Genomic DNA, 19,124 nt, shown 5'->3' on the forward strand with positions numbered 1-19,124 from the left:
AAGCGCTTCGACTTCAAATGCCCAATCGAAGTTATGGGCGAGGTGATGCAGAAGGCCATGGCTATGCGGCATGATGCTCCAGCTTCAATTCAATGACCGTGTTGCACTCAGCTCCTGCAACCGCCCTCCTTATTACTGGTTGAGTACGCGCTGTGATACCAGGCTCCGTGTAGCTCTTTTGGTGTCGGCTTATCACGGATAAAAAAAGGCCCGCGGACGACTGAACATGCCGCGGGCCTTTTATTATTGGGAAGTCATGGCGGTTAGCCACAGGCGTTGGGACGAATCCTAGCCGCGCCTTTAACTGCATGTCAATTTCGTGAATCGTCTGTATTTAGGCAAAAAAAATCTAAGTAGTGTTATTTAGCCATCTCTCGCATGAGGCAGGCGCATTTGCAGCTCATTGAGTGAACATCCAGCTGTCTCTCAAGGAAATTGCCCGGTGCGACAAAATATCCACGTAAAACACATTCTGTAACATATTGCCGAGAGAGCCTACACAAGAATTAATAACGCAGGCAAATAGCAAGCATTATCATTAAGGCGCTATTTCCTACCCTTCTTTTCGGATGCACTCCCTGATGCCTGCCCCTCGCCTGACGCCCATAACCATTGGGCTTTGCGTATTGCTGTCCGCCGGATTTGCCTGCGCTGCGACCATTCTGCCCGAAACCTCCATCAGCGCCGAAGCTGACGAAGACGATCCGCGCATCAAAGAAACCACCACCGCCACCCGCACCGCCACGCTCGTGCGCTACGTGCCCCAGGCCATTGATTCGGTAAAGACCGAAAACCTGCGCGCCTACGGCACCAATGACCTGGGCCAGGCACTGAGCGGCATCCCCAACGTCAGCAGCGGCGCCGATACCCGTTTTGACAGCCTGCGTATCCGTGGCTTCGAGGCCAGCAGTGACTTCTACCTGGACGGTATCCGCGACGACAGCCAATACGTGCGCGACTTGCACAACATCGAGCGCATCGAAGTGCTCAAGGGCGCGGCGGCCAGGGGGGCATCGTCAACCGGGTGAGCAAACTGCCCCAGGTCGGTCACGCCATGGCGACAATCACGACTATATCGACGACACGTCCCAGTCCCTGCGCTCCAAACTTGCCTACGAACTCAACGACAGCTGGCAACTGCGCCACACCCTCGGCGTGTTCAAGCTCGACAGCGATTTCGACAACACCTACCTGACCGGTTACACCGCGTCGACCAACAAAGTTACGCGCCAGCGCTGGCAGCAGGACCTGACCACCCGCAACATCTTCAACAACGTCGAACTGGAAGGCGGCTTCAGCACCTTCGGCCTGGAGCACCGCCTGCTGACCGGCGTGGAGCTGGGCAGCCAGCGCCGTGATCCCAAGCTGTACAGCGGCGGCCAGGCGGTGCCCGGGCTTGACTTGAACCAGCCCAATCGCGACCTGAGCCACACCGGCCCCATGACGATTTTCAGCAACAACCACACCGAAGTCGAAAGCCAGGGCCTGTATGTCCAAGACCAACTGCGCCTGAACGATCAGTGGCAACTGCTGGCAGGTTTGCGTTACGACCGCTTTGAAGTGGATACCACCAGCAAAGTGGCCAACACGCGGCAAAAGGTCGACAGCCACAACACCAGCCCGCGCGTGGGCCTGGTCTGGACGCCGCTGGAAAACCATTCGTTCTACGCCTCCTGGAGCAAGACTTTCTCGCCTACCGGTGGCGGCTTGATCGGCATTACCCCCAACGCTGCCGGCAACGCCAACGACCTGAGCCCGGAGCTGACCAAGCAGAAGGAAGTCGGCGTCAAGAGCGACTGGTTCGACGATCGCCTGAGCACCACCCTGGCCGCGTACGAGCTGGAACTGTACAACCGCCGCACTCGCGACCCTCTGGACCCGACTATCACCCTGCTCAGCGGCCTGCAACGCTCTCGCGGTGTAGAGCTGACCGCGACCGGGAAGATCGTCGGTAATTGGTATGTGCGCGGTGGTGTCGGGCTGCAGGATGCCAAGGTCGAGAAGGACAACAACGGCTTTGAAGGCAAGCGCATCAGCGACGTGGCCAAGCGTAACGCCAGCCTGTTCGTCACCTGGAAGCCCGAGATGGGCTGGTACGCGGAAACCGGGCTGACGTTGGTCGGCGATCGTTATGCCGACAACGCCAATACGGTAGTGCTGCCGGGTTACGGGCGCTGGGACGCACTGGCCGGATTCCGGCAGAAGGAATGGGATGTAAGGGCGGCGCTGAACAACATCAGCGACAAGACGTACTACGCGTCGGCGACCAGTGCGTTCCAGATTCAGCCGGGCGATCCGCGTAACCTGGTAGTGACAGGAACATACAGCTTCTAGGCACTGCTGCACTTTTGTGGCTAGGGGGCTTGCCTCTCGCCACAAGGTCAGTGCAGATCTGGATCTGTTATTCAGTCTTTCATCAACTCACACAACACCTGCAACTCATCCTCGCTCAACAGCCCCACCGGATATCGCTCACTCATAACCCGGCGTGGATCAGGCGTCCTGATCTGCCGCGCGCCGTTTGCCTTCAACCAAAGTGCCAGCGCCTGAATCGCGTTGCCATCCACCATCAAGGGATGGGAGGTGCGCGTGTAGATCGTGTTGATTTCGGCGTTCATTCCAGCGTTCTCTCCTACTGCGTAAGCGGTCAACTTACTCAAGGTTTATGACAGAACCGTGCAGTCACCACCTTGATAACCGTCATAAAACAGACACAAGGGCTATGCCAATACCCGCAGTTTGTCGCCGCTCAGACACAAAAAAGCCCACGGCCTTGACGGGCTATGGGCTTGCTGCAATCGCCAGGACAACGTCCCGGCTGACAGTCGCTTCCTGGGGAAATCGGCTGTTACAACTGCACTCAGATTTTGTGCGGTGCCGGCTGCTGTTGAGTCAGGCAATGGATATTGCCACCCCCCAGTAACAGCTCGCGGCCCGGCACCATCACTACTTCATGCTGTGGGAACAGGCTCTGAAGGATTTCCCGTGCGCGACTGTCCAGCGGGTCGTCGAAACTCGGCGCGATGATGCCGCCATTGACGATCAGGAAGTTGACGTAGGAACCGGCCAACCGCACGGTCGGATTACGCTCCTGGGTGCCGTCTACGGGATCGACACCGGCGCACTCTTCCTCGGTCGCATACAGCGGGCCAGGAATTGGCATTTTATGCACGGTGAACGAGCGGCCCTGGGCATCGGTGCTGCTTTGCAACACGTCCAGTGCGGCGTGGCAGCGCACGTAGTTCGGGTCTTGCGGGTCGTCGGTCCAGGCCAGCAATACTTCACCTGGGCGCACGTAGCAGCAGAAGTTATCCACATGGCCGTCGGTTTCGTCGTTGAACAGGCCATCCGGCAGCCAGATGATCTTATCCACAGCCAGGTTGGCGCTGAGCACCGCTTCGATTTGCGCACGGTCGAGGTGCGGATTGCGGTTGTGGTTAAGCAGGCATTCTTCGGTGGTGATCAGGGTGCCTTCGCCGTCGACGTGAATCGAGCCGCCTTCCAGCACAAAGCCTTCGGTGCGGTAACGCGGGCTGCGCTCGATCTCAAGGATCTTGCCGCCGACCTGGGAGTCACGGTTCCACGGTGAATACAGGCCACCATCAAAACCGCCCCAGGCGTTGAAGTCCCAGTTCACACCACGGACTTCACCGCTGTTATTGATCACGAAGGTCGGCCCGGTATCACGTACCCAGGCGTCGTCGCTGGACATTTCCACCAGGCGAATATTCGGCACGTCCAAACGGGCACGGGCGTTCTCGTACTGGCCAGCCGAGACCGCCACGGTTACCGGCTCAAAGCGGGCGATGGCCTTGGCCACAGCTACGTGGGCAGCCTGCGCCGGCTTGCCGCCCAGGCGCCAGTTGTCCGGGCGCTCGGGCCAGATCATCCACGCTTGGGTCTGGGTCGCCCACTCGGCCGGCATGTAGAAGCCGTCAGCGCGAGGTGTGCTGTGCAAAGTGGTCATGGCGGTCAGGACTCCAGGGAACCGTCGAGGGTTTTCAACGCGCCGTACAGGTTCGGACGACGGTCACGGAACGAACCCCAGGCACTGCGGATGTGCTCCAGCTCGTCGAGGTCAAAGCTGTGCACCAGGATGCCTTCTTCGGTCTCGTTGAGTTCTTCAACTTTTTCGCCGAACTGGTTGGCGATAAACGACGAGCCGTAGAAGTCGATGTCGTAGCCGTCCTGCTCTTCGTTGCCAATGCGGTTGCTGGCGATCAGCGGCATCAGGTTCGCGCCGGCATGGCCTTGTTGCACGCGTTGCCAGTGATCGCGGGACGAGATGCTCTTGTCATGTGGCTCGCTGCCGATGGCGGTCGGGTAGAACAGGATTTCCGCGCCTTGCAACGCCATGCTGCGGGCGCATTCCGGGAACCACTGATCCCAGCAGATACCCACGCCGATTTTTGCGTAACGGGTGTTCCACACTTTGAAACCAGTGTCGCCGGGGTTGAAGTAGTACTTTTCGTGGTAGCCAGGGCCATCCGGGATGTGGCTTTTACGATAAATGCCGAGGTTGGAGCCATCAGCGTCGATGATCGCGATGCTGTTGAAACGCGCACGGCCGGCCAGCTCGAAGAAGCTGATGGGCAAAACCACCTGCAACTCCTTGGCGATTTTCTGGAAGTGCTTGATGGCGACGTTGTCTTCAACAGTGGTCGCCAGTTGCAGGTAATCCGGGTTGGGCTTCTGGCAGAAGTACGGGCTCTCGAACAGTTCCTGAATCAGGATGATCTGCGCGCCTTTGGCTGCGGCCTCACGGACCAGCTTTTCAGCGGTCTCGATGTTGGCTTCAAGGTCCCAGGAACAGGCCATCTGGGTAGCGGCGACGGTAACGATACGGCTCATGAATCATCTCCTGGGCGGTGGTCAGTGATCAGGGTGGCAGTGATCGATGACAGAAAAGGGAACGCTGGACGCCAGTGTATAGCGTCGGGGACATGGGCGACTTTATAGCGGATAAAAATCGGCTTTTAAAGTACCCGAAGATCCACTCATCGAAATAAATGCTTAAAAACCAGATAAAAATCGAGTTATGTAGATAAAAAACCTCCTTACAACCCCTCATCCAACACCTTCGACAGCATGTCGACAAAGAAATCCACACTACGCCTGGAGGTGACCATCGGCGGCTTGATTTTGAGGATGTTCAGATAATCCCCGGTTGGCTGCATGAATATCCCCAGCTCCCGCAACCGATCACACAGCAACGCGGTTTCTTCGGTGGCCGGCTCCAGGGTCTGCCGATCACGCACCAACTCCAGCCCCAAGTAGAACCCGGAACCATGCACCGCACCCACCAAGGGATGGTGCTCAGTCAACGCTTCCAACCGCGCCTTGAAATGCCCTCCCACCACCTGGGCGTTTTCCCACAGCTGTTCTTCTTCCATGACATCCAGCACCGCCATGCCAATCCGACAACTGACCGGACTGCCGCCCGAGGAAGAAAAGAAGTATCCCTCGGCCTCCAGCGCCTCAGCGATTTCCCGTCGGGTGATCACCGCGCCCAAAGGTTGGCCGTTGCCCATGCCCTTGGCCATGGTGATGATGTCCGGGACCACACCCTGTTCTTCAAACCCCCAGAAGAAATGGCCCATACGCCCGTAGCCCACCTGCACTTCATCGGCGATACACACGCCGCCCTGGGCGCGGACCAGGGCATATACCTGTTGCAGATAGCCCGGCGGCAGCGATATCCCGCCAGCATTGCCGTACACCGGCTCGCAAATAAAGCCCGCCAGTTGACGCTTCTGCGCGGCGATTTTCGCCAGGTTGTGTTCGACGCTGCGCACGTAGTCTGGTGCGCTGTCCTGGCCGCGAAACTCGCCGCGATAAGTGTTCGGCGCGGTCACCGGGTGCACCCAGTCCGGGCGGCTGCTCAGGGCCAGGGGGTTGTCGGCAATCGAGGTGGACACCGCATCGGCGGCCACCGACCAGCCGTGATAAGCCTCCAGCACGCTGAGCATGTCGCGCCCGCCGCTGTAGGCCCAAGCCAGGCGGATCGCCAGGTCATTGGCTTCGGTGCCGCTGTTGACCAGAAATACCCGGTCCATGGAGTCCGGCGCCAGCGCCAGCAAACGCTCGGAAAACTCGGCAATCGCTGCGTAATGAAAGCGTGAATTGGTGTTGAGCAGCGACCATTGCCGCGCCGCCACTTGCGCCATGCGCGGATGACCATGGCCCAGCACTGCGACGTTATTAAGCATGTCCAGGTAGGAACGGCCCTGCATGTCGATCAGATGATTGCGCCAGCCGCGCTCGATACGCGGCGGGTCGACGTAATAATGCTTCTGCGAACGAGCGAAACTGGCGTCGCGCCGGGCCAGCAAGGCGTCGGAGTCCAGCTCCGGCTCGGCGTCACAGGCCAGCCCCAGCAGCGCCGCTGGCGAAGGGCACAACGCCTGCCACGCCTGCGCCCGTGACGGTGAGCAGAACAGCGGCGCCTCAAGATCGGCGCGGCACACTTGCACCGTCAACGGTCCACCGGCCTCACCGAGCACCTGGCCCTTGAGCACCGCTGCGCCAGGCTGCAGTAAGGCTTTCACGCCCCACAGCCAAACAGTCAATTGAGCGCTGTGCAGCGACAGCCTGCCATCGGCGGCATAGTGCAGGGTGCCAGCGAACGGTGATTCCACGGTGGTGCCGTCTGGCACCCATAGCTCTACGTGGATCGCAAAGGTGTCTGGCTCAGCAGAACTGTCAGCACAGGTTCGGGACAGCCGATATTGACCATAACGACTGCCCGCCAGCCCATGAGCCACCGCGGCCTCATGCAACAGTCGCCGATCAATACCGGGCAGCTCCCAGTTGCCCGCCTCGAAATGCGGGCTGAGTACGCCCAGGTCAATCAGCGCGAACTCGCGCCCCACTAACCCCGGCAACAACGGCACGAAGCCCTCACTGGCAATGGGCGGCAAGGCGCCACCGACGCAGGTCAGGATCGCTGCATCCATCAGTTCAAAAGGCACGGACGTGGCAACGTGGAAAATCTCCCACTCATGCTTGGCATTCTTCAGCAGGTACTGGTTCTGCGGATCGAGGCGCTGCTGCTGTTCACTGCTGAGCACCAGCACCGCCGCGCGGGCAACGATCAGCGGCCATAGCACCTGCAACTCTTGCGGCTGCAAGGGGGTGATGGCATGACAGGCGTGAATCGCCGGCAGGATGGCAAACGGATCACCCTCGGCGTGATGCAGCAATGCGGCGCACGTCACCGACAAGTCGGCGATGCGCCAGGTGCGCACCAGATCGCCGAAATCGATGACACCCTGGATCTGCCAGTGGCGCTGCCCATCCCGATGCCAGACCACATTGTCATCGGTGATATCCATGTGCACCGCTTGCTGGGGCAGACCATCGGCCAAGGGCCCCACCCGCCGCTCAACCTGCTCTGCCACTTGCTCAAGGGCCGCACGCTGCGGCAGGTTTTCCAGGGTCAACAACAGATAGGTAATCAGTTCATGGGCATGGCGCGGGTCCCATTGCAGGGTGCGTGCAAGGCCCGGATGCTCGAAGCTGGCCAACGCCTGGCTCATGCGCCCGCAAAGCTGGCCAAAACCAGCGATCACGTCACGGCCCAGATGAGGCAGATGGGTCAGTGGCTGGCCGTCGATATAGTCCAGCAGCCGCAGGCGCACGGTTTGCCCGGCGACTGTTTCCGTCAGCAACTCTTCGCCATTGAGGGCCGCAATCACCCTCGGCACCCGCACATCCGCATGTTCCTGCAGGTGCTGGAGGGCAGCGTGCTGCGCCTGCAACTCAACAGCGGCATAGTCGCCCCGACAGATTTTCAGGACAAACCGACCACGATCACTGTCGACCCGGTAGTTGAGGTCTTGCTGGCTGCCCAGCGACTGCAACGTGCCGGTGAGGCCGTAATGCTGCTCAAGCCATTGCAACGCCTGCTCAGGACCGACCTGTGGGCACGGCAGACTGGCGCGGTGAATCAACGTGGCGAGCAGCATGTGACGACCCCTTGGTGTTTTTATCAGGCCTTATATCGCCACTGTTGGTGGGTGTTAAGCAACCCCCAAGCGATCAATCTGACCGCAAACCCTTGCACCGCCCTGCTCCAGAACACAAGCTATGCTCCATTCGCTTAATGTCCGTCTAAGGAAAAGGGCCTCCGACATGCGCATTCTCATTACCGGCGGGGCCGGGTTTATCGGTTCGGCTCTGGTCCGGCACCTGATTCAACATACTGAGCATGAAGTGCTCAACCTCGACAAACTGACCTACGCCGGCAATCTTGAGTCGCTGACCAGCATCGCGACCAATACCCGCTATGAGTTCGTCCAGGCAGATATCATCGACCAGGCCGCCGTCAGCGCAGTCTTGGCGCGCTTCGAACCCCAGGCGATCATGCACCTGGCGGCCGAATCCCATGTCGACCGCTCCATCGACGGCCCTTCGGATTTCATCCAGACCAATATCGTCGGCACCTACAGCCTGCTGGAGGCCACCCGCGCCTATTGGCAGACGCTGGCGGAGCCTGAAAAAAGCGCCTTGCGCTTCCACCACATTTCCACCGATGAGGTATATGGCGACCTGCACGGCGTCGATGACCTGTTCACCGAGACCACGCCTTACGCGCCAAGCTCGCCGTACTCCGCCAGCAAGGCCGCGTCCGACCACCTGGTGCGCGCCTGGCAGCGCACCTATGGCCTGCCGGTGCTGCTGACCAACTGTTCGAACAATTACGGGCCGTTCCATTTCCCCGAGAAGCTGATCCCGCTGGTGATCCTCAATGCCCTGGCCGGCAAGCCGCTGCCGGTGTACGGCGATGGCCTGCAAGTGCGCGACTGGCTGTTTGTCGAAGATCACGCCCGCGCGCTGCTTAAAGTCGTCACCGAAGGCGTCGTAGGCGAGACCTACAACATCGGCGGCCACAACGAGCAGAAGAATATCGACGTGGTCCGCAGCATCTGCGCCCTGCTGGAAGAGCTGGCGCCACAGCGCCCAGCCGGCGTTGCGCAATTCACCGACCTGATCACCTTCGTCAAGGATCGCCCAGGCCACGACCAGCGCTACGCCATCGACGCCAGCAAGATCGAGCGAGAACTGGGCTGGGTGCCTGAAGAAACCTTTGAAACCGGCCTGCGCAAAACCGTGCAGTGGTACCTCGATAACCTGGAATGGTGCCGCAGGGTCCAGGACGGCAGTTATCAAGGTCAACGACTTGGCTCCACCAACATGAAGGACCTGATTGCATGATGAAGGGAATCGTATTGGCCGGTGGCTCCGGTACCCGTTTGCACCCCATTACCCTGGGCGTTTCCAAGCAACTGTTGCCGGTGTACGACAAGCCGATGATCTACTACCCGATCTCGGTGCTGATGCTCGCCGGGATCAAGGATATCCTGGTGATTTCCACTCCGGTGGATCTGCCGCAATACCGCAACCTGCTGGGAGATGGCAGCCAATTCGGCGTGCGCTTTACCTATGCCGAACAACCCTCTCCCGATGGCCTGGCCCAGGCATTCCTGATTGGCGAGGAGTTTATCGGCGAAGACCCGGTGTGCCTGATCCTGGGCGATAACATCTTCCACGGCCAACATTTCGGCGACCAACTACGCACCGCTGCTGAACGCCCATCCGGCGCCACCGTGTTTGGCTACTGGGTCAAGGACCCGGAACGCTTCGGAGTGATCGACTTCGACAGTGAGGGGCGCGCCCTGTCCATCGAAGAAAAACCGGCCAAGCCCAAATCGAGCTATGCGGTGACCGGCCTGTATTTCTACGATAACGACGTGATCAAGATCGCCAAGGCGGTCAAGCCGTCGCCGCGCGGCGAGCTGGAAATCACCGACGTCAACAATGCTTACCTCAAGCGCGGCGACCTGCATGTCGAGCGCTTTGGGCGTGGATTCGCCTGGCTCGATACCGGCACCCATGACAGCCTGTTGGAAGCGTCAACCTATGTGCAGACCATTGAGCACCGTCAAGGGCTGAAGGTCGCGTGCCTGGAAGAGATTGCTTACCAAAATGGCTGGATTGATCGTGATCATTTGCTGGAACGGGCCAAATATTTTGGCAAGACCGGCTACGGCCAATACCTGTTCATGATTGCCAGGGAAGCGCAATGAAAGTCACTGAGACGACATTGCCTGGAGTGCTGATCATCGAACCTAAGGTGTTTGGTGATGAACGCGGCTTCTTCTACGAAAGCTTCAACTCCCGGGCCTTCGAAGAGGCCTCCGGGCTGAAACGCGACTTCGTCCAGGATAACCACTCGCGCTCGCAAAAAGGCGTGTTGCGCGGCCTGCATTACCAGCTCGAACACACCCAGGGCAAACTGGTGCGCGTCACCGCCGGAGAAGTGCTGGACGTGGCCGTCGACATTCGCCGCAGTTCGCCCAACTTCGGGCAGTGGGTCGGCGTGCGCCTGTCAGCACAGAACCATCGCCAGCTGTGGGTACCAGAAGGTTTTGCCCATGGTTTCGTGGTATTGAGTGAATTCGCCGAGTTCCTCTACAAAACCACCGACTACTACCAGCCCAGCGCCGAGCGCAGCATTCTCTGGAATGACGCGACGCTGGCCATTGATTGGGAACTGACGGAACCGCCACAGCTGTCCGCCAAGGACCAGAACGGCAAAAGCCTCCAAGAGGCTGATCTGTTCCCATGAGCACGCCCCTGAAAATCCTCATCAGCGGCCAACACGGCCAGGTTTCCCAAGAGCTGCAACAGCGGCTCAAGGGCCTGGGCGAATTGGTGATTCTGGGCCGCGACCAGATCGACCTGACGCACCCCGAGCAAATTCGCCAACAGGTGCGCGCCCATCGCCCTGGGTTAATTATTAACGCCGCAGCCCATACCGCCGTCGACCAGGCCGAAAACGAGCCGGATGTCGCCTTCGCGATCAACGCCACGGCGCCAGGCATCTTCGCCGAAGAGGCCAAGGCCCTGGGCATCCCGCTGATCCACTACTCCACCGACTACGTATTCGACGGCAGCAAAACTGCGCCCTATACCGAAGACGACGCGCCAAACCCGCTCGGCGTCTACGGCAAGAGCAAGTTGGCCGGCGAGCAGGCCATCGCGGCCGTGGGCGGTGAACACCTGATCCTGCGCACCAGCTGGGTCTACTCGACCCACGGCAAGAATTTCCTGTTGACCATGCAACGCCTGCTACAGGAAAAGCCGCATATGCGCATCGTCGCCGACCAGATCGGCGCGCCGACCTGGGCCGGGAGCATCGCCAACAGCACCCGCGCCTTGATCGAGCGCTGGCAGGCAGGCCAGGCAGGCAAATGGGGCACCTATCACCTGACCGCCAAGGGCGAGACCTCCTGGTTCGGTTTTGCCCAGGCCATTGGTGAGCAATTGCTGGCCGAAGGCAAGGCCTGCGCCGAGCTGGAAGCAATTCCCTCCAGCGCCTATCCAACGCCGGCAAAGCGCCCCTTGAACTCGCGCCTCGATTGCAGCCGTCTACAGCAACAATGGCAAGTCTCGCAACCACAATGGCACGACGCATTGCGCGAGTGTCTTGCCGGGCAGCACTAGGCATAATGCGCCTGTACCTCCAGGCGCCCGACTCCCATGACCCCACCCCTTGCGCGAAGACCCCGCTGGCGTAGCCTGGCCTTGCTGGCGCTATGCCTGGCGCCGCTACTGTGGCCGCTGGAGCACTTGGCCGAGCGCTACTATCGTAGCGAATTGGCCGGGCAGAACCGTCAGACCCTCGACCTGTACGTCGCCAACCTGCTGGGCACCCTGCACCGCTACGAAGTGTTACCGCAGATCCTTGGCGACTTGCCAGCCCTGCGTACTGCCCTCGACGCGCCCCACGTCAGCACCAACCTGGTCAGCGCCAACCTGCTGCTCAAGGACGTCGCCGCCCAGGCCGGGGTGGAAGTGATGTACCTGATGGACACCACCGGCAAGACCCTGGCCGCGTCAAACTGGGACAAGCAAGACAGCTTCGTCGGTCGCAACTTCTCCTTTCGCCCCTACTTCAGCGAAGCCATGGCCGGGCGCCTGGGCCGTTTCTTCGGCCTGGGCACCACCTCGGCCAAGCGCGGCTACTTCTTCGCTGCTGCTGTGCGCGACGGTGAAACCATCATCGGCGTGCTGGTGGTCAAGGTCGACCTGGACCACACCGAAAGCCTCTGGGGCAAGACCCCGGAGCAATTGCTGGTGACCGACCACAACGGCGTGGTGATTCTCACCTCGCGCCCACAATGGCGCTTTCGTGCTACCCGGCCGCTGACCGATGCGGAGCGCCAAGCCATCATAGCCATCCAGCCCTACCCTACCCGTGACCCGCAGCCACTGAACCTCAATCCCAATGCCTGGCTGCGGCAATCCACGGCAATCGCCGAAACCGGCTGGAACGTTGAAATCCTCGCCCCACGCACGTTGATCGACCGCCCGGTGCGTACTGTCGTTGCGGTCGGGGGCGCGGCGTTGCTGGTGCTGATGCTCTTGCTCGGCCTGATGATGCAGCGCCGTCGCCACTACCTGGAACGCATCGCCTTCGAAGCCAAGGCCCGCCGCGAACTGGAAATGCGCGTGATCGAGCGCACCAGCGACCTGGAAGGTCTCAACCGACGGCTCAAACAGGAAGTGCTGGAGCGTGAGCACGCGCAGCAGAAGCTGGTGCGCGCCCAGGATGACCTGGTGCAGGCCGGCAAACTGTCAGCGCTGGGCACCATGTCGGCGAGCATCAGCCATGAACTCAACCAGCCGCTGGCGGCCATTCGCAGCTATGCGGAAAACGCCGAAATTCTCCTCGATCACCAGCGCACCGACGACGCCCGAGGTAACCTCAAGCTGATCAGTGAACTGACCGGGCGCATGGCCTCGATCATTGCCCATCTGCGTGCCTTTGCTCGGCGTGACCGCCATGCGCCAGAAAGCGTGGCCCTGCAACCGGCCCTGGACGACGCCCTGGCGCTGCTAGCCAAACGCAGACGAGCCATGGAAGTCGAGTTGATCCGCGACTTGCCGGAGGCGACCTTGTGGGTGGAGGCCGGGGAAACGCGGCTGCGCCAGGTGCTGGGCAACCTGCTGGCCAACGCCCTCGATGCGCTAACCGAAAAAGGCCCGCCGCGAAAATTGTGGTTGAGTGCCCAATCCACCGACCAGGGCGTCAACCTGTACATTCGCGACAACGGCCCGGGGTTCTGCATGGAAGCCCTGGGCCGCGCCAGCGAGCCTTTCTACACCACCAAGACCCGCACCCAGGGCCTGGGGTTGGGCCTGGCGATCTGTGACACGCTGATGCGCGCCTTTGGCGGTGAACTGCTGTTCGCCAACCACCGCGAAGGTGGCGCACTGTTAACCTTGAAACTGCGCGCCGGAGCACCGGGCGTCAGTTTGCAACCGTCCGAGGACCGCAGTGTATGAGTATCGATAACCAGATTCAGGTGGTGTTGATCGACGATGATCCGCACCTGCGTCAGGCCCTGTGCCAGACCCTGGACCTGGCCGGGCTGAAAGTCCTGCCCCTTGGCGAAGCCACGGGCCTGACCTCGCGCTTGTCCCGAGATTGGCCGGGAGTGGTGGTCAGTGATATCCGCATGCCAGGCATGGACGGTCTTGAGCTGCTGGCCGAACTTCACGGCCAGGACCCTGAGTTGCCGGTGCTGCTGATCACCGGCCACGGCGACGTGCCGCTGGCGGTCCAGGCCATGCGTGCCGGCGCCTACGATTTCCTCGAAAAACCCTTCGCCAGCGACGCCCTGCTCGACAGCGTGCGCCGCGCCCTGGCCTTGCGCCGGCTGGTGCTGGACAACCGCAGCCTGCGCCTGGCCCTGAGCGATCGCCAGCAACTGAGCACGCGACTGGTCGGGCAATCGGCACCGATGCTGCGCCTGCGCGAACAGATCGGGGCGCTGGCGGCGACCAAGGCCGACGTGCTGATCCTTGGCGAAACCGGCGCCGGCAAGGAAGTGGTAGCCCGCGCCCTGCACGATCTGTCGAACCGCCGTGCCGGTCCGTTTGTAGCGATCAACGCCGGAGCCCTGGCCGAGTCGGTGGTGGAAAGTGAGTTGTTTGGTCATGAACCAGGCGCATTTACTGGTGCGCAAAAACGACGAATCGGCAAGTTCGAATTTGCCAATGGTGGCACGCTATTTCTCGATGAAATCGAAAGCATGAGCCTGGACGTGCAGGTCAAACTGCTGCGGCTGTTGCAGGAACGGGTGGTGGAGCGCCTGGGGGGCAATCAACTAATCCCGCTGGATATCCGCATCATCGCCGCCACCAAGGAAGACCTGCGCCATTCGGCCGATCAGGGGCGCTTTCGGGCCGACTTGTACTATCGCCTCAACGTCGCGTCGCTGCGCATTCCGCCCCTGCGCGAGCGCGGCGAAGATGCGTTAATGCTATTCCAGCACTTCGCCGACGAGGCCAGCACTCGCCATGGCCTGCCGCTGCATGAGTTGCAACCGGGCCAGCGCGCCTTGCTGCTGCGCCACAGTTGGCCGGGCAATGTACGGGAGCTGCAAAATGCCGCCGAACGCTTCGCCTTGGGCCTGGAACTGGCGCTGGACAATACGCCGGACGGTCCGGCGGCGGGCATTGCGATGACGGCCGGTGGCCTGAGTGAGCAAGTCGAACACTTCGAGAAAAGCCTGATTACCGCCGAACTGGCCCGTCCCCACAGTTCCATGCGCAGCCTCGCCGAGGCCCTTGGCGTGCCGCGCAAAACCCTGCACGACAAACTGCGCAAGCACGGGCTGAGCTTCGCCGACAGCGGCAACAGCAGTGCGGACGACGAATAACCTTCACTTTGCCAAGAGGCACCCATGAGTCGCGATAGCCGTTACCTGGAATCGATCCTCCACCACGACATTCCCCTTACGCGGGAGATGGGCCTCAAGGTGCTCGGCTGGCAGGGCCGGCAACTGCAACTGCACTTGCCGTTACAAGCCAACATCAACCACAAAAGCACCATGTTCGGCGGCAGTCTCTACTGCGGTGCCGTGCTGGCGGGCTGGGGTTGGCTGCACCTGCAATTGCGTGAGGAAGGGATCGAGGACGGACACATCGTGATTCAGGAAGGGCAGATCAGTTATCCGTTGCCCGTCACTCGGGATGCGACGGTGATTTGCCAAGCGCCGGAGGAAAAGGTGTGGAAGCGCTTTGTGGCGACGTATCGGCGGTATGGGCGGGCGCGATTGGCGCTGCAGACGTGGATTGTGAATGACGGCAGTGAAGAGCGTGCCGTCGCCTTCACTGGCCAATATGTCCTTCACCGCTAAACGCAGGCTTGCCACACAACGGCGCTTGTAGGAGCAAGCTTGCTCGCGATGGACGTCAACGATAACGCGTGCTTGTGGGTAACGCGGCACCCTCGGGCTTTTCGCGAGCACGAACTAGGCGTCCCCCTCGCTACAGGCTAGCCAGGGTCAACAGCCGCTCGCGCCACGCGGCCTTCGCCGGCAACGCCAAAAAAAACGGGTTCAGTAGCGATTCCCGCGCTGGATAACTGAACGGCTGGCCATTCAACTCCAGCACTTCACCACCCGCCCCCTCCAGCACGCCCTGGGCGGCAGCGGTATCCCATTGCGAGGTCGGTGCCAGGCGCGGGTAGCAATCGGCGGAGCCTTCGGCCAACAGGCAAAACTTCAGCGAGCTGCCGATATTGGCCAGCTTCAACTCCCCCAGTCCTTCGCTCAATCCAGCCAGCAAGCGCTCTTGCTCGGGACTGGAATGGCGGCGGCTGGCAACCACGGTAAACGCCTCACCCGCCGCAGGCATCTGGCGCACCTGAATCTGCTTGGGCGCTTCATTCACATCAGAGCGCCAGGCCCCAAGGCGGGCACCGCCGAAATAACAACGGCCGCTGGTGGGAATCGACACCACGCCAAACACCACCCGGCCTTGTTCGATCAAGGCGATATTGACGGTAAATTCTTCACTGCCGCTGATGAACTCCTTGGTGCCATCCAACGGGTCCACCAGCCACCAGCGCTGCCAACCGGCACGCACGCTCTGGTCGATGTCGGCGTCTTCCTCCGAGAGCACTGGAATGCTCGGGTCCAGCGCGGTCAGCCCAGCGAGAATCAGATGGTGAGCGGCCAGATCAGCGGCGGTCACCGGTGAATCATCGGACTTGTTGGTCACGGCTACATCGGCACGCCAATACGGCAGGATCACTTCGCCCGCCTGGCGGGCCAATTCAATCACAGGAGCAATAAGCGGGTGACCCAGGGACAGTTCGCTCATGGCTGGAACGCTCCTCGTTGGGTCAACAGGTCTCGCACCAGATAGAGCGCGGCCAGGGCACGGCCTTCGCTGAACTGCTCGTTTTGCGCCAACTGTGAGAGCTCGCGCAGGTTAACCCGGTCCACGCGCATCGGCTCGGGTTCGTCGCCTTCCAGGCGCTCTTCATACAGGTCAGTGGCCAGCACTACCTGGATTTTCTGGCTCATGTAGCCGGGGGACAGCGACAGTTCTGTCAGGTGTTCCAACTGACGGGCGCCGAAACCTGCTTCTTCCTTAAGCTCCCGGTCCGCCGCTGCCAATACGTCTTCACCCGGCTCGATCAGGCCCTTGGGCAAGGACAATTCGTACTCGTCGGTGCCACCGCAGTACTCTTCGATCAACAGCGCATGGTCAGAATCGATCATCGCCACGATCATCACCGCGCCATACCCAGCGCCTTTGCCCACCAGGCGCTCGTAGGTACGTTCCACGCCATTGGAAAAGCGCAATTGCACTTCCTCCACCCGGAACAAACGGCTGCTGGCGACGATTTCGCGGGCGAGGACGGTGGGTTTCTGGCGCATAAGCGGCTCCTTGGCGTGATCGGGTTACTATACCGTGGCTTTTCCGATTGTCTGTGTCGGATGTCTTTACTTACATGAGAGCTTTCCATGCCCCCATTGCCCTGGCACGCCATCGACACCGTCCTGCTGGACATGGACGGCACCTTGCTGGACCTGCATTTTGACAACCATTTCTGGATGGAGCACCTGCCCCAGCGCTATGCCGACCTGCATGGCGTGAGCCGGGCCATAGCCGAGATGGAGCTGCAGCCGTTGTTCGAGCGTAACGCTGGTCAGTTGCAATGGTATTGCCTGGACTTCTGGAGCGCCGAGCTGAACATTCCGGTGCGCGAACTCAAACTGGAAACCGCCCATCTGATCGCGCTGCGCCCGGATGCCGACACCTTTCTGGCAGCGATCAAACAGGCCGGAAAACGCGTGATCCTGATCACCAACGCCCACCGCGACTCACTGTCGCTGAAACTGGAACGCATTGAGCTGGCGCCGTATTTCGAACGGCTGATCAGCTCCCATGACTATGGTTTCGCCAAGGAAAACCCGCAGTTCTGGGATGCCCTGCAAGCAGACATCGCCTTCGACCCGGCCCGTAGCCTGTTTATCGACGACACTTTGCCGATCTTGCGCAGCGCTCGGGATTTTGGCGTGGGGTATTTGCTGGCGGTGAAAGAGCCGGACAGCCGGAAGGGGCCTAAAGACACGGCGGAGTTTGCGGCGGTGGGGGATTATCGGGAGTTGATTGTCGGACTGTAACTGTAGGAGCGAGCTTGCTCGCGAAAAACCCGAGAACGACGCGGGGCGTCAGGCTTCCCGCGTTATCGTTGACGACCTTCGCGAGCAAGCTCGCTCCTACAGGGGTACTGCTTACTCAGGAATACGCAGCGTCTGCCCAGGATAGATTTTGTCCGGATGAGACAACAGCGGCTTGTTGGCCTCAAAAATCTTGTTGTACAGGTTGGCGTCACCGTAAACGGTCTTGGAGATCGCGCTCAGGGTGTCGCCCTTCTTCACTACAACAAAAGCGGCGGCTGCAACCACAGGACCAGAAACGGTGATCTGGTCATCCACACTGGCCACACCGGCAATATTACCCAGCGCCAACAGGATCTTTTCTTTTTCTTCCTGACTGGCGACTTCACCCGTTACGGACACCTTGTCGCCATCAACCGTGGTCTGCACATTCGGACTCCCCAGACCAACTTTGGCGACGTGGTCTTTCAACTGCTCACTCGCGTTCGCATTACCCGGCGTCAACAGATCAATCAACTTCTCGCCTGCTTCTTTAACAAAGCTAAAAATACTCATGGTGCGCTCTCCTTGGGTTTTGATTTCCAGATGCCCAAGACTAGACCAGTCTTACAGACCTTGGTTCCAGTCCGACCAATGACCCAAACGCGCTAGAATCCCCCAGCCATTGGAATAAGCACTGGAGCGAAGATGGACATCAAACAACTGAAATTCCTCATCGCCCTCGACGAAACTCGTCACTTCGGTCAGGCGGCCGCGCGCTGCCACATTACCCAGCCCACGTTGTCGATGCGCCTGCGCAGCCTGGAAGAAGAGTTACAGCTGCCACTGGTCAATCGCGGCCAGCGCTTCGAAGGCTTTACCGCCCCCGGTGAGCGCGTGCTGGCCTGGGCGCGCACAGTGCTGGCGGCCTATGACGGCTTGCAGGCCGAAGCGGCTGCCTGCCGTGGCAACCTGGTAGGCACGCTACGCCTGGGCGTGGTGCCATTGTCGAGTTTCGATCCCTTGGCCCTGATGCAACAGCTGCACAAGCAACACCCCAGCCTGCGCTTTGAACTGTCGGCCTTGAGTTCGGAACAGATCCTCGAACACTTGGCGAGCAATCGCCTGGACCTCGGCGTGTCGTACCTGGAACGCCTGGACAGCGAACGCTTCGACTCCCTGGCCTTGGGCGAAACACGCATGGGCCTGCTTTACGACCAGCGTTTCTTCAGCTTCGGTGAAAAACCCCTGAGCTGGGAATCGCTGATCGAATTGCCCCTGGGCATGCTCACCAGCGGCATGCATTTTCGCCAATCCATAGACCACAACTTCCACAGCCGTGGCCTCACGCCACAACCGTTGCTGCAAACCGATGCTGTCCATCAGTTGCTGCAAGCGGTACACGGTGGCCTGTGTTGCGCGGTGATGCCACTGGACGGAGGCCTGGACGCCTTGACTGAACACCTGCGCCTGCAACCCATTGAAAATGCCCAGACCCTGGCGAACCTGGGCCTGATCATGCGCCGCAGCGCCCCACGCTCCGCCCTGGCGGAAGCCTGTTTCGCGCTTTACCAGAAATCGCTGCTGGAACCCTGATCGACGTCATCTATCGGTAGATCAGTACTGACGATTAGACGCGACTCTTTGTCGCGCCTA

The 19,124-nt window shown here is 60.5% G+C and carries 16 protein-coding genes and 2 pseudogenes; 10 read left to right on the forward strand and 8 right to left on the reverse strand.

The window, feature by feature from the left end:
• Window positions 1–581 precede the first annotated feature (581 nt).
• Window positions 582–2,334, forward strand: a pseudogene (locus FQ182_RS18110) (TonB-dependent receptor).
• 71 nt (window positions 2,335–2,405) lie between these two features.
• Here the strand turns inward: FQ182_RS18110 and FQ182_RS18115 are convergent.
• The 4 genes from FQ182_RS18115 to FQ182_RS18130 all read right to left on the reverse strand — a co-directional run bounded on the left by FQ182_RS18115 (window position 2,406) and on the right by FQ182_RS18130 (window position 7,967).
• A complete protein-coding gene (locus FQ182_RS18115) occupies window positions 2,406–2,618 on the reverse strand; it encodes a hypothetical protein (protein WP_149413843.1) in 213 nt (70 codons plus the stop codon).
• 242 nt (window positions 2,619–2,860) lie between these two features.
• Window positions 2,861–3,967: an agmatine deiminase gene (aguA, locus tag FQ182_RS18120; RefSeq protein WP_149413844.1), complete on the reverse strand. Its 1,107-nt coding sequence runs from the start codon at window positions 3,965–3,967 to the stop codon at window positions 2,861–2,863.
• Window positions 3,968–3,972: 5 nt separating this feature from the next.
• Window positions 3,973–4,851 carry an N-carbamoylputrescine amidase gene (aguB, locus tag FQ182_RS18125; RefSeq protein ID WP_149413845.1) on the reverse strand — a complete coding sequence of 293 codons (879 nt, stop codon included), beginning with the start codon at window positions 4,849–4,851 and terminating at the stop codon, window positions 3,973–3,975.
• Between the two features lie 206 nt (window positions 4,852–5,057).
• Window positions 5,058–7,967, reverse strand: coding sequence for an aminotransferase (locus FQ182_RS18130; protein ID WP_149413846.1), 2,910 nt, complete (start codon window positions 7,965–7,967; stop codon window positions 5,058–5,060).
• 166 nt (window positions 7,968–8,133) lie between these two features.
• On the opposite strand from FQ182_RS18130, the gene rfbB reads away from it, so the two are divergent.
• The 7 genes from rfbB to FQ182_RS18165 are packed head-to-tail and all read left to right on the forward strand — an operon-like array spanning window position 8,134 to window position 15,212.
• Window positions 8,134–9,216, forward strand: coding sequence for a dTDP-glucose 4,6-dehydratase (gene rfbB, locus FQ182_RS18135; RefSeq protein WP_149413847.1), 1,083 nt, complete (start codon window positions 8,134–8,136; stop codon window positions 9,214–9,216).
• Window positions 9,213–10,088: a glucose-1-phosphate thymidylyltransferase RfbA gene (rfbA, locus tag FQ182_RS18140; RefSeq protein ID WP_149413848.1), complete on the forward strand. Its 876-nt coding sequence runs from the start codon at window positions 9,213–9,215 to the stop codon at window positions 10,086–10,088. Before rfbB ends, rfbA begins: the two co-directional genes overlap by 4 nt.
• The gene (gene rfbC / locus FQ182_RS18145) at window positions 10,085–10,630 is read left to right on the forward strand and encodes a dTDP-4-dehydrorhamnose 3,5-epimerase (RefSeq protein WP_149413849.1); all 546 of its coding nucleotides are present in this window, start codon (window positions 10,085–10,087) and stop codon (window positions 10,628–10,630) included. Before rfbA ends, rfbC begins: the two co-directional genes overlap by 4 nt.
• Window positions 10,627–11,508: a dTDP-4-dehydrorhamnose reductase gene (rfbD, locus tag FQ182_RS18150; protein WP_149413850.1), complete on the forward strand. Its 882-nt coding sequence runs from the start codon at window positions 10,627–10,629 to the stop codon at window positions 11,506–11,508. Before rfbC ends, rfbD begins: the two co-directional genes overlap by 4 nt.
• Window positions 11,509–11,544: 36 nt before the next feature.
• Window positions 11,545–13,353 (forward strand): ATP-binding protein, encoded by a 1,809-nt coding sequence (locus FQ182_RS18155; RefSeq protein WP_149413851.1) that lies wholly within the window; start codon window positions 11,545–11,547, stop codon window positions 13,351–13,353.
• On the forward strand, window positions 13,350–14,732 hold the full coding sequence (locus FQ182_RS18160; protein WP_149413852.1) for a sigma-54 dependent transcriptional regulator: 1,383 nt from the start codon (window positions 13,350–13,352) through the stop codon (window positions 14,730–14,732). Before FQ182_RS18155 ends, FQ182_RS18160 begins: the two co-directional genes overlap by 4 nt.
• Before the next feature lie 24 nt (window positions 14,733–14,756).
• Entirely contained in the window at window positions 14,757–15,212 is a 456-nt protein-coding gene (locus FQ182_RS18165; RefSeq protein ID WP_149413853.1) for a thioesterase domain-containing protein, read from the forward strand.
• Between the two features lie 130 nt (window positions 15,213–15,342).
• Here the strand turns inward: FQ182_RS18165 and cysQ are convergent, their stop codons facing one another.
• Complete coding sequence (gene cysQ, locus FQ182_RS18170) at window positions 15,343–16,179, reverse strand: 3'(2'),5'-bisphosphate nucleotidase CysQ (RefSeq protein WP_149413854.1); 837 nt, start codon at window positions 16,177–16,179, stop codon at window positions 15,343–15,345.
• The gene (nudE, locus tag FQ182_RS18175; protein WP_149413855.1) at window positions 16,176–16,742 is read right to left on the reverse strand and encodes an ADP compounds hydrolase NudE; all 567 of its coding nucleotides are present in this window, start codon (window positions 16,740–16,742) and stop codon (window positions 16,176–16,178) included. Before nudE ends, cysQ begins: the two co-directional genes overlap by 4 nt.
• A gap of 87 nt (window positions 16,743–16,829) precedes the next feature.
• Between nudE and yrfG the strand changes: the two genes are divergently transcribed.
• A complete protein-coding gene (gene yrfG / locus FQ182_RS18180; RefSeq protein WP_149413856.1) occupies window positions 16,830–17,492 on the forward strand; it encodes a GMP/IMP nucleotidase in 663 nt (220 codons plus the stop codon).
• Here the strand turns inward: yrfG and FQ182_RS30375 are convergent.
• Both FQ182_RS30375 and lysM read right to left on the reverse strand, forming a co-directional pair.
• Window positions 17,491–17,580: pseudogene (locus FQ182_RS30375) on the reverse strand (outer membrane lipoprotein carrier protein LolA); the annotation flags it as partial. The gene yrfG and the pseudogene FQ182_RS30375 overlap by 2 nt on opposite strands.
• A gap of 23 nt (window positions 17,581–17,603) precedes the next feature.
• The gene (gene lysM / locus FQ182_RS18190; RefSeq protein ID WP_149413857.1) at window positions 17,604–18,044 is read right to left on the reverse strand and encodes a peptidoglycan-binding protein LysM; all 441 of its coding nucleotides are present in this window, start codon (window positions 18,042–18,044) and stop codon (window positions 17,604–17,606) included.
• Between the two features lie 132 nt (window positions 18,045–18,176).
• On the opposite strand from lysM, the gene FQ182_RS18195 reads away from it, so the two are divergent.
• Complete coding sequence (locus FQ182_RS18195; RefSeq protein WP_149413858.1) at window positions 18,177–19,064, forward strand: LysR family transcriptional regulator; 888 nt, start codon at window positions 18,177–18,179, stop codon at window positions 19,062–19,064.
• Window positions 19,065–19,124 lie beyond the last annotated feature (60 nt).

Origin of the sequence: Pseudomonas sp. ANT_H4, from assembly GCF_008369295.1 — a bacterium.
Classification (GTDB): domain Bacteria; phylum Pseudomonadota; class Gammaproteobacteria; order Pseudomonadales; family Pseudomonadaceae; genus Aquipseudomonas.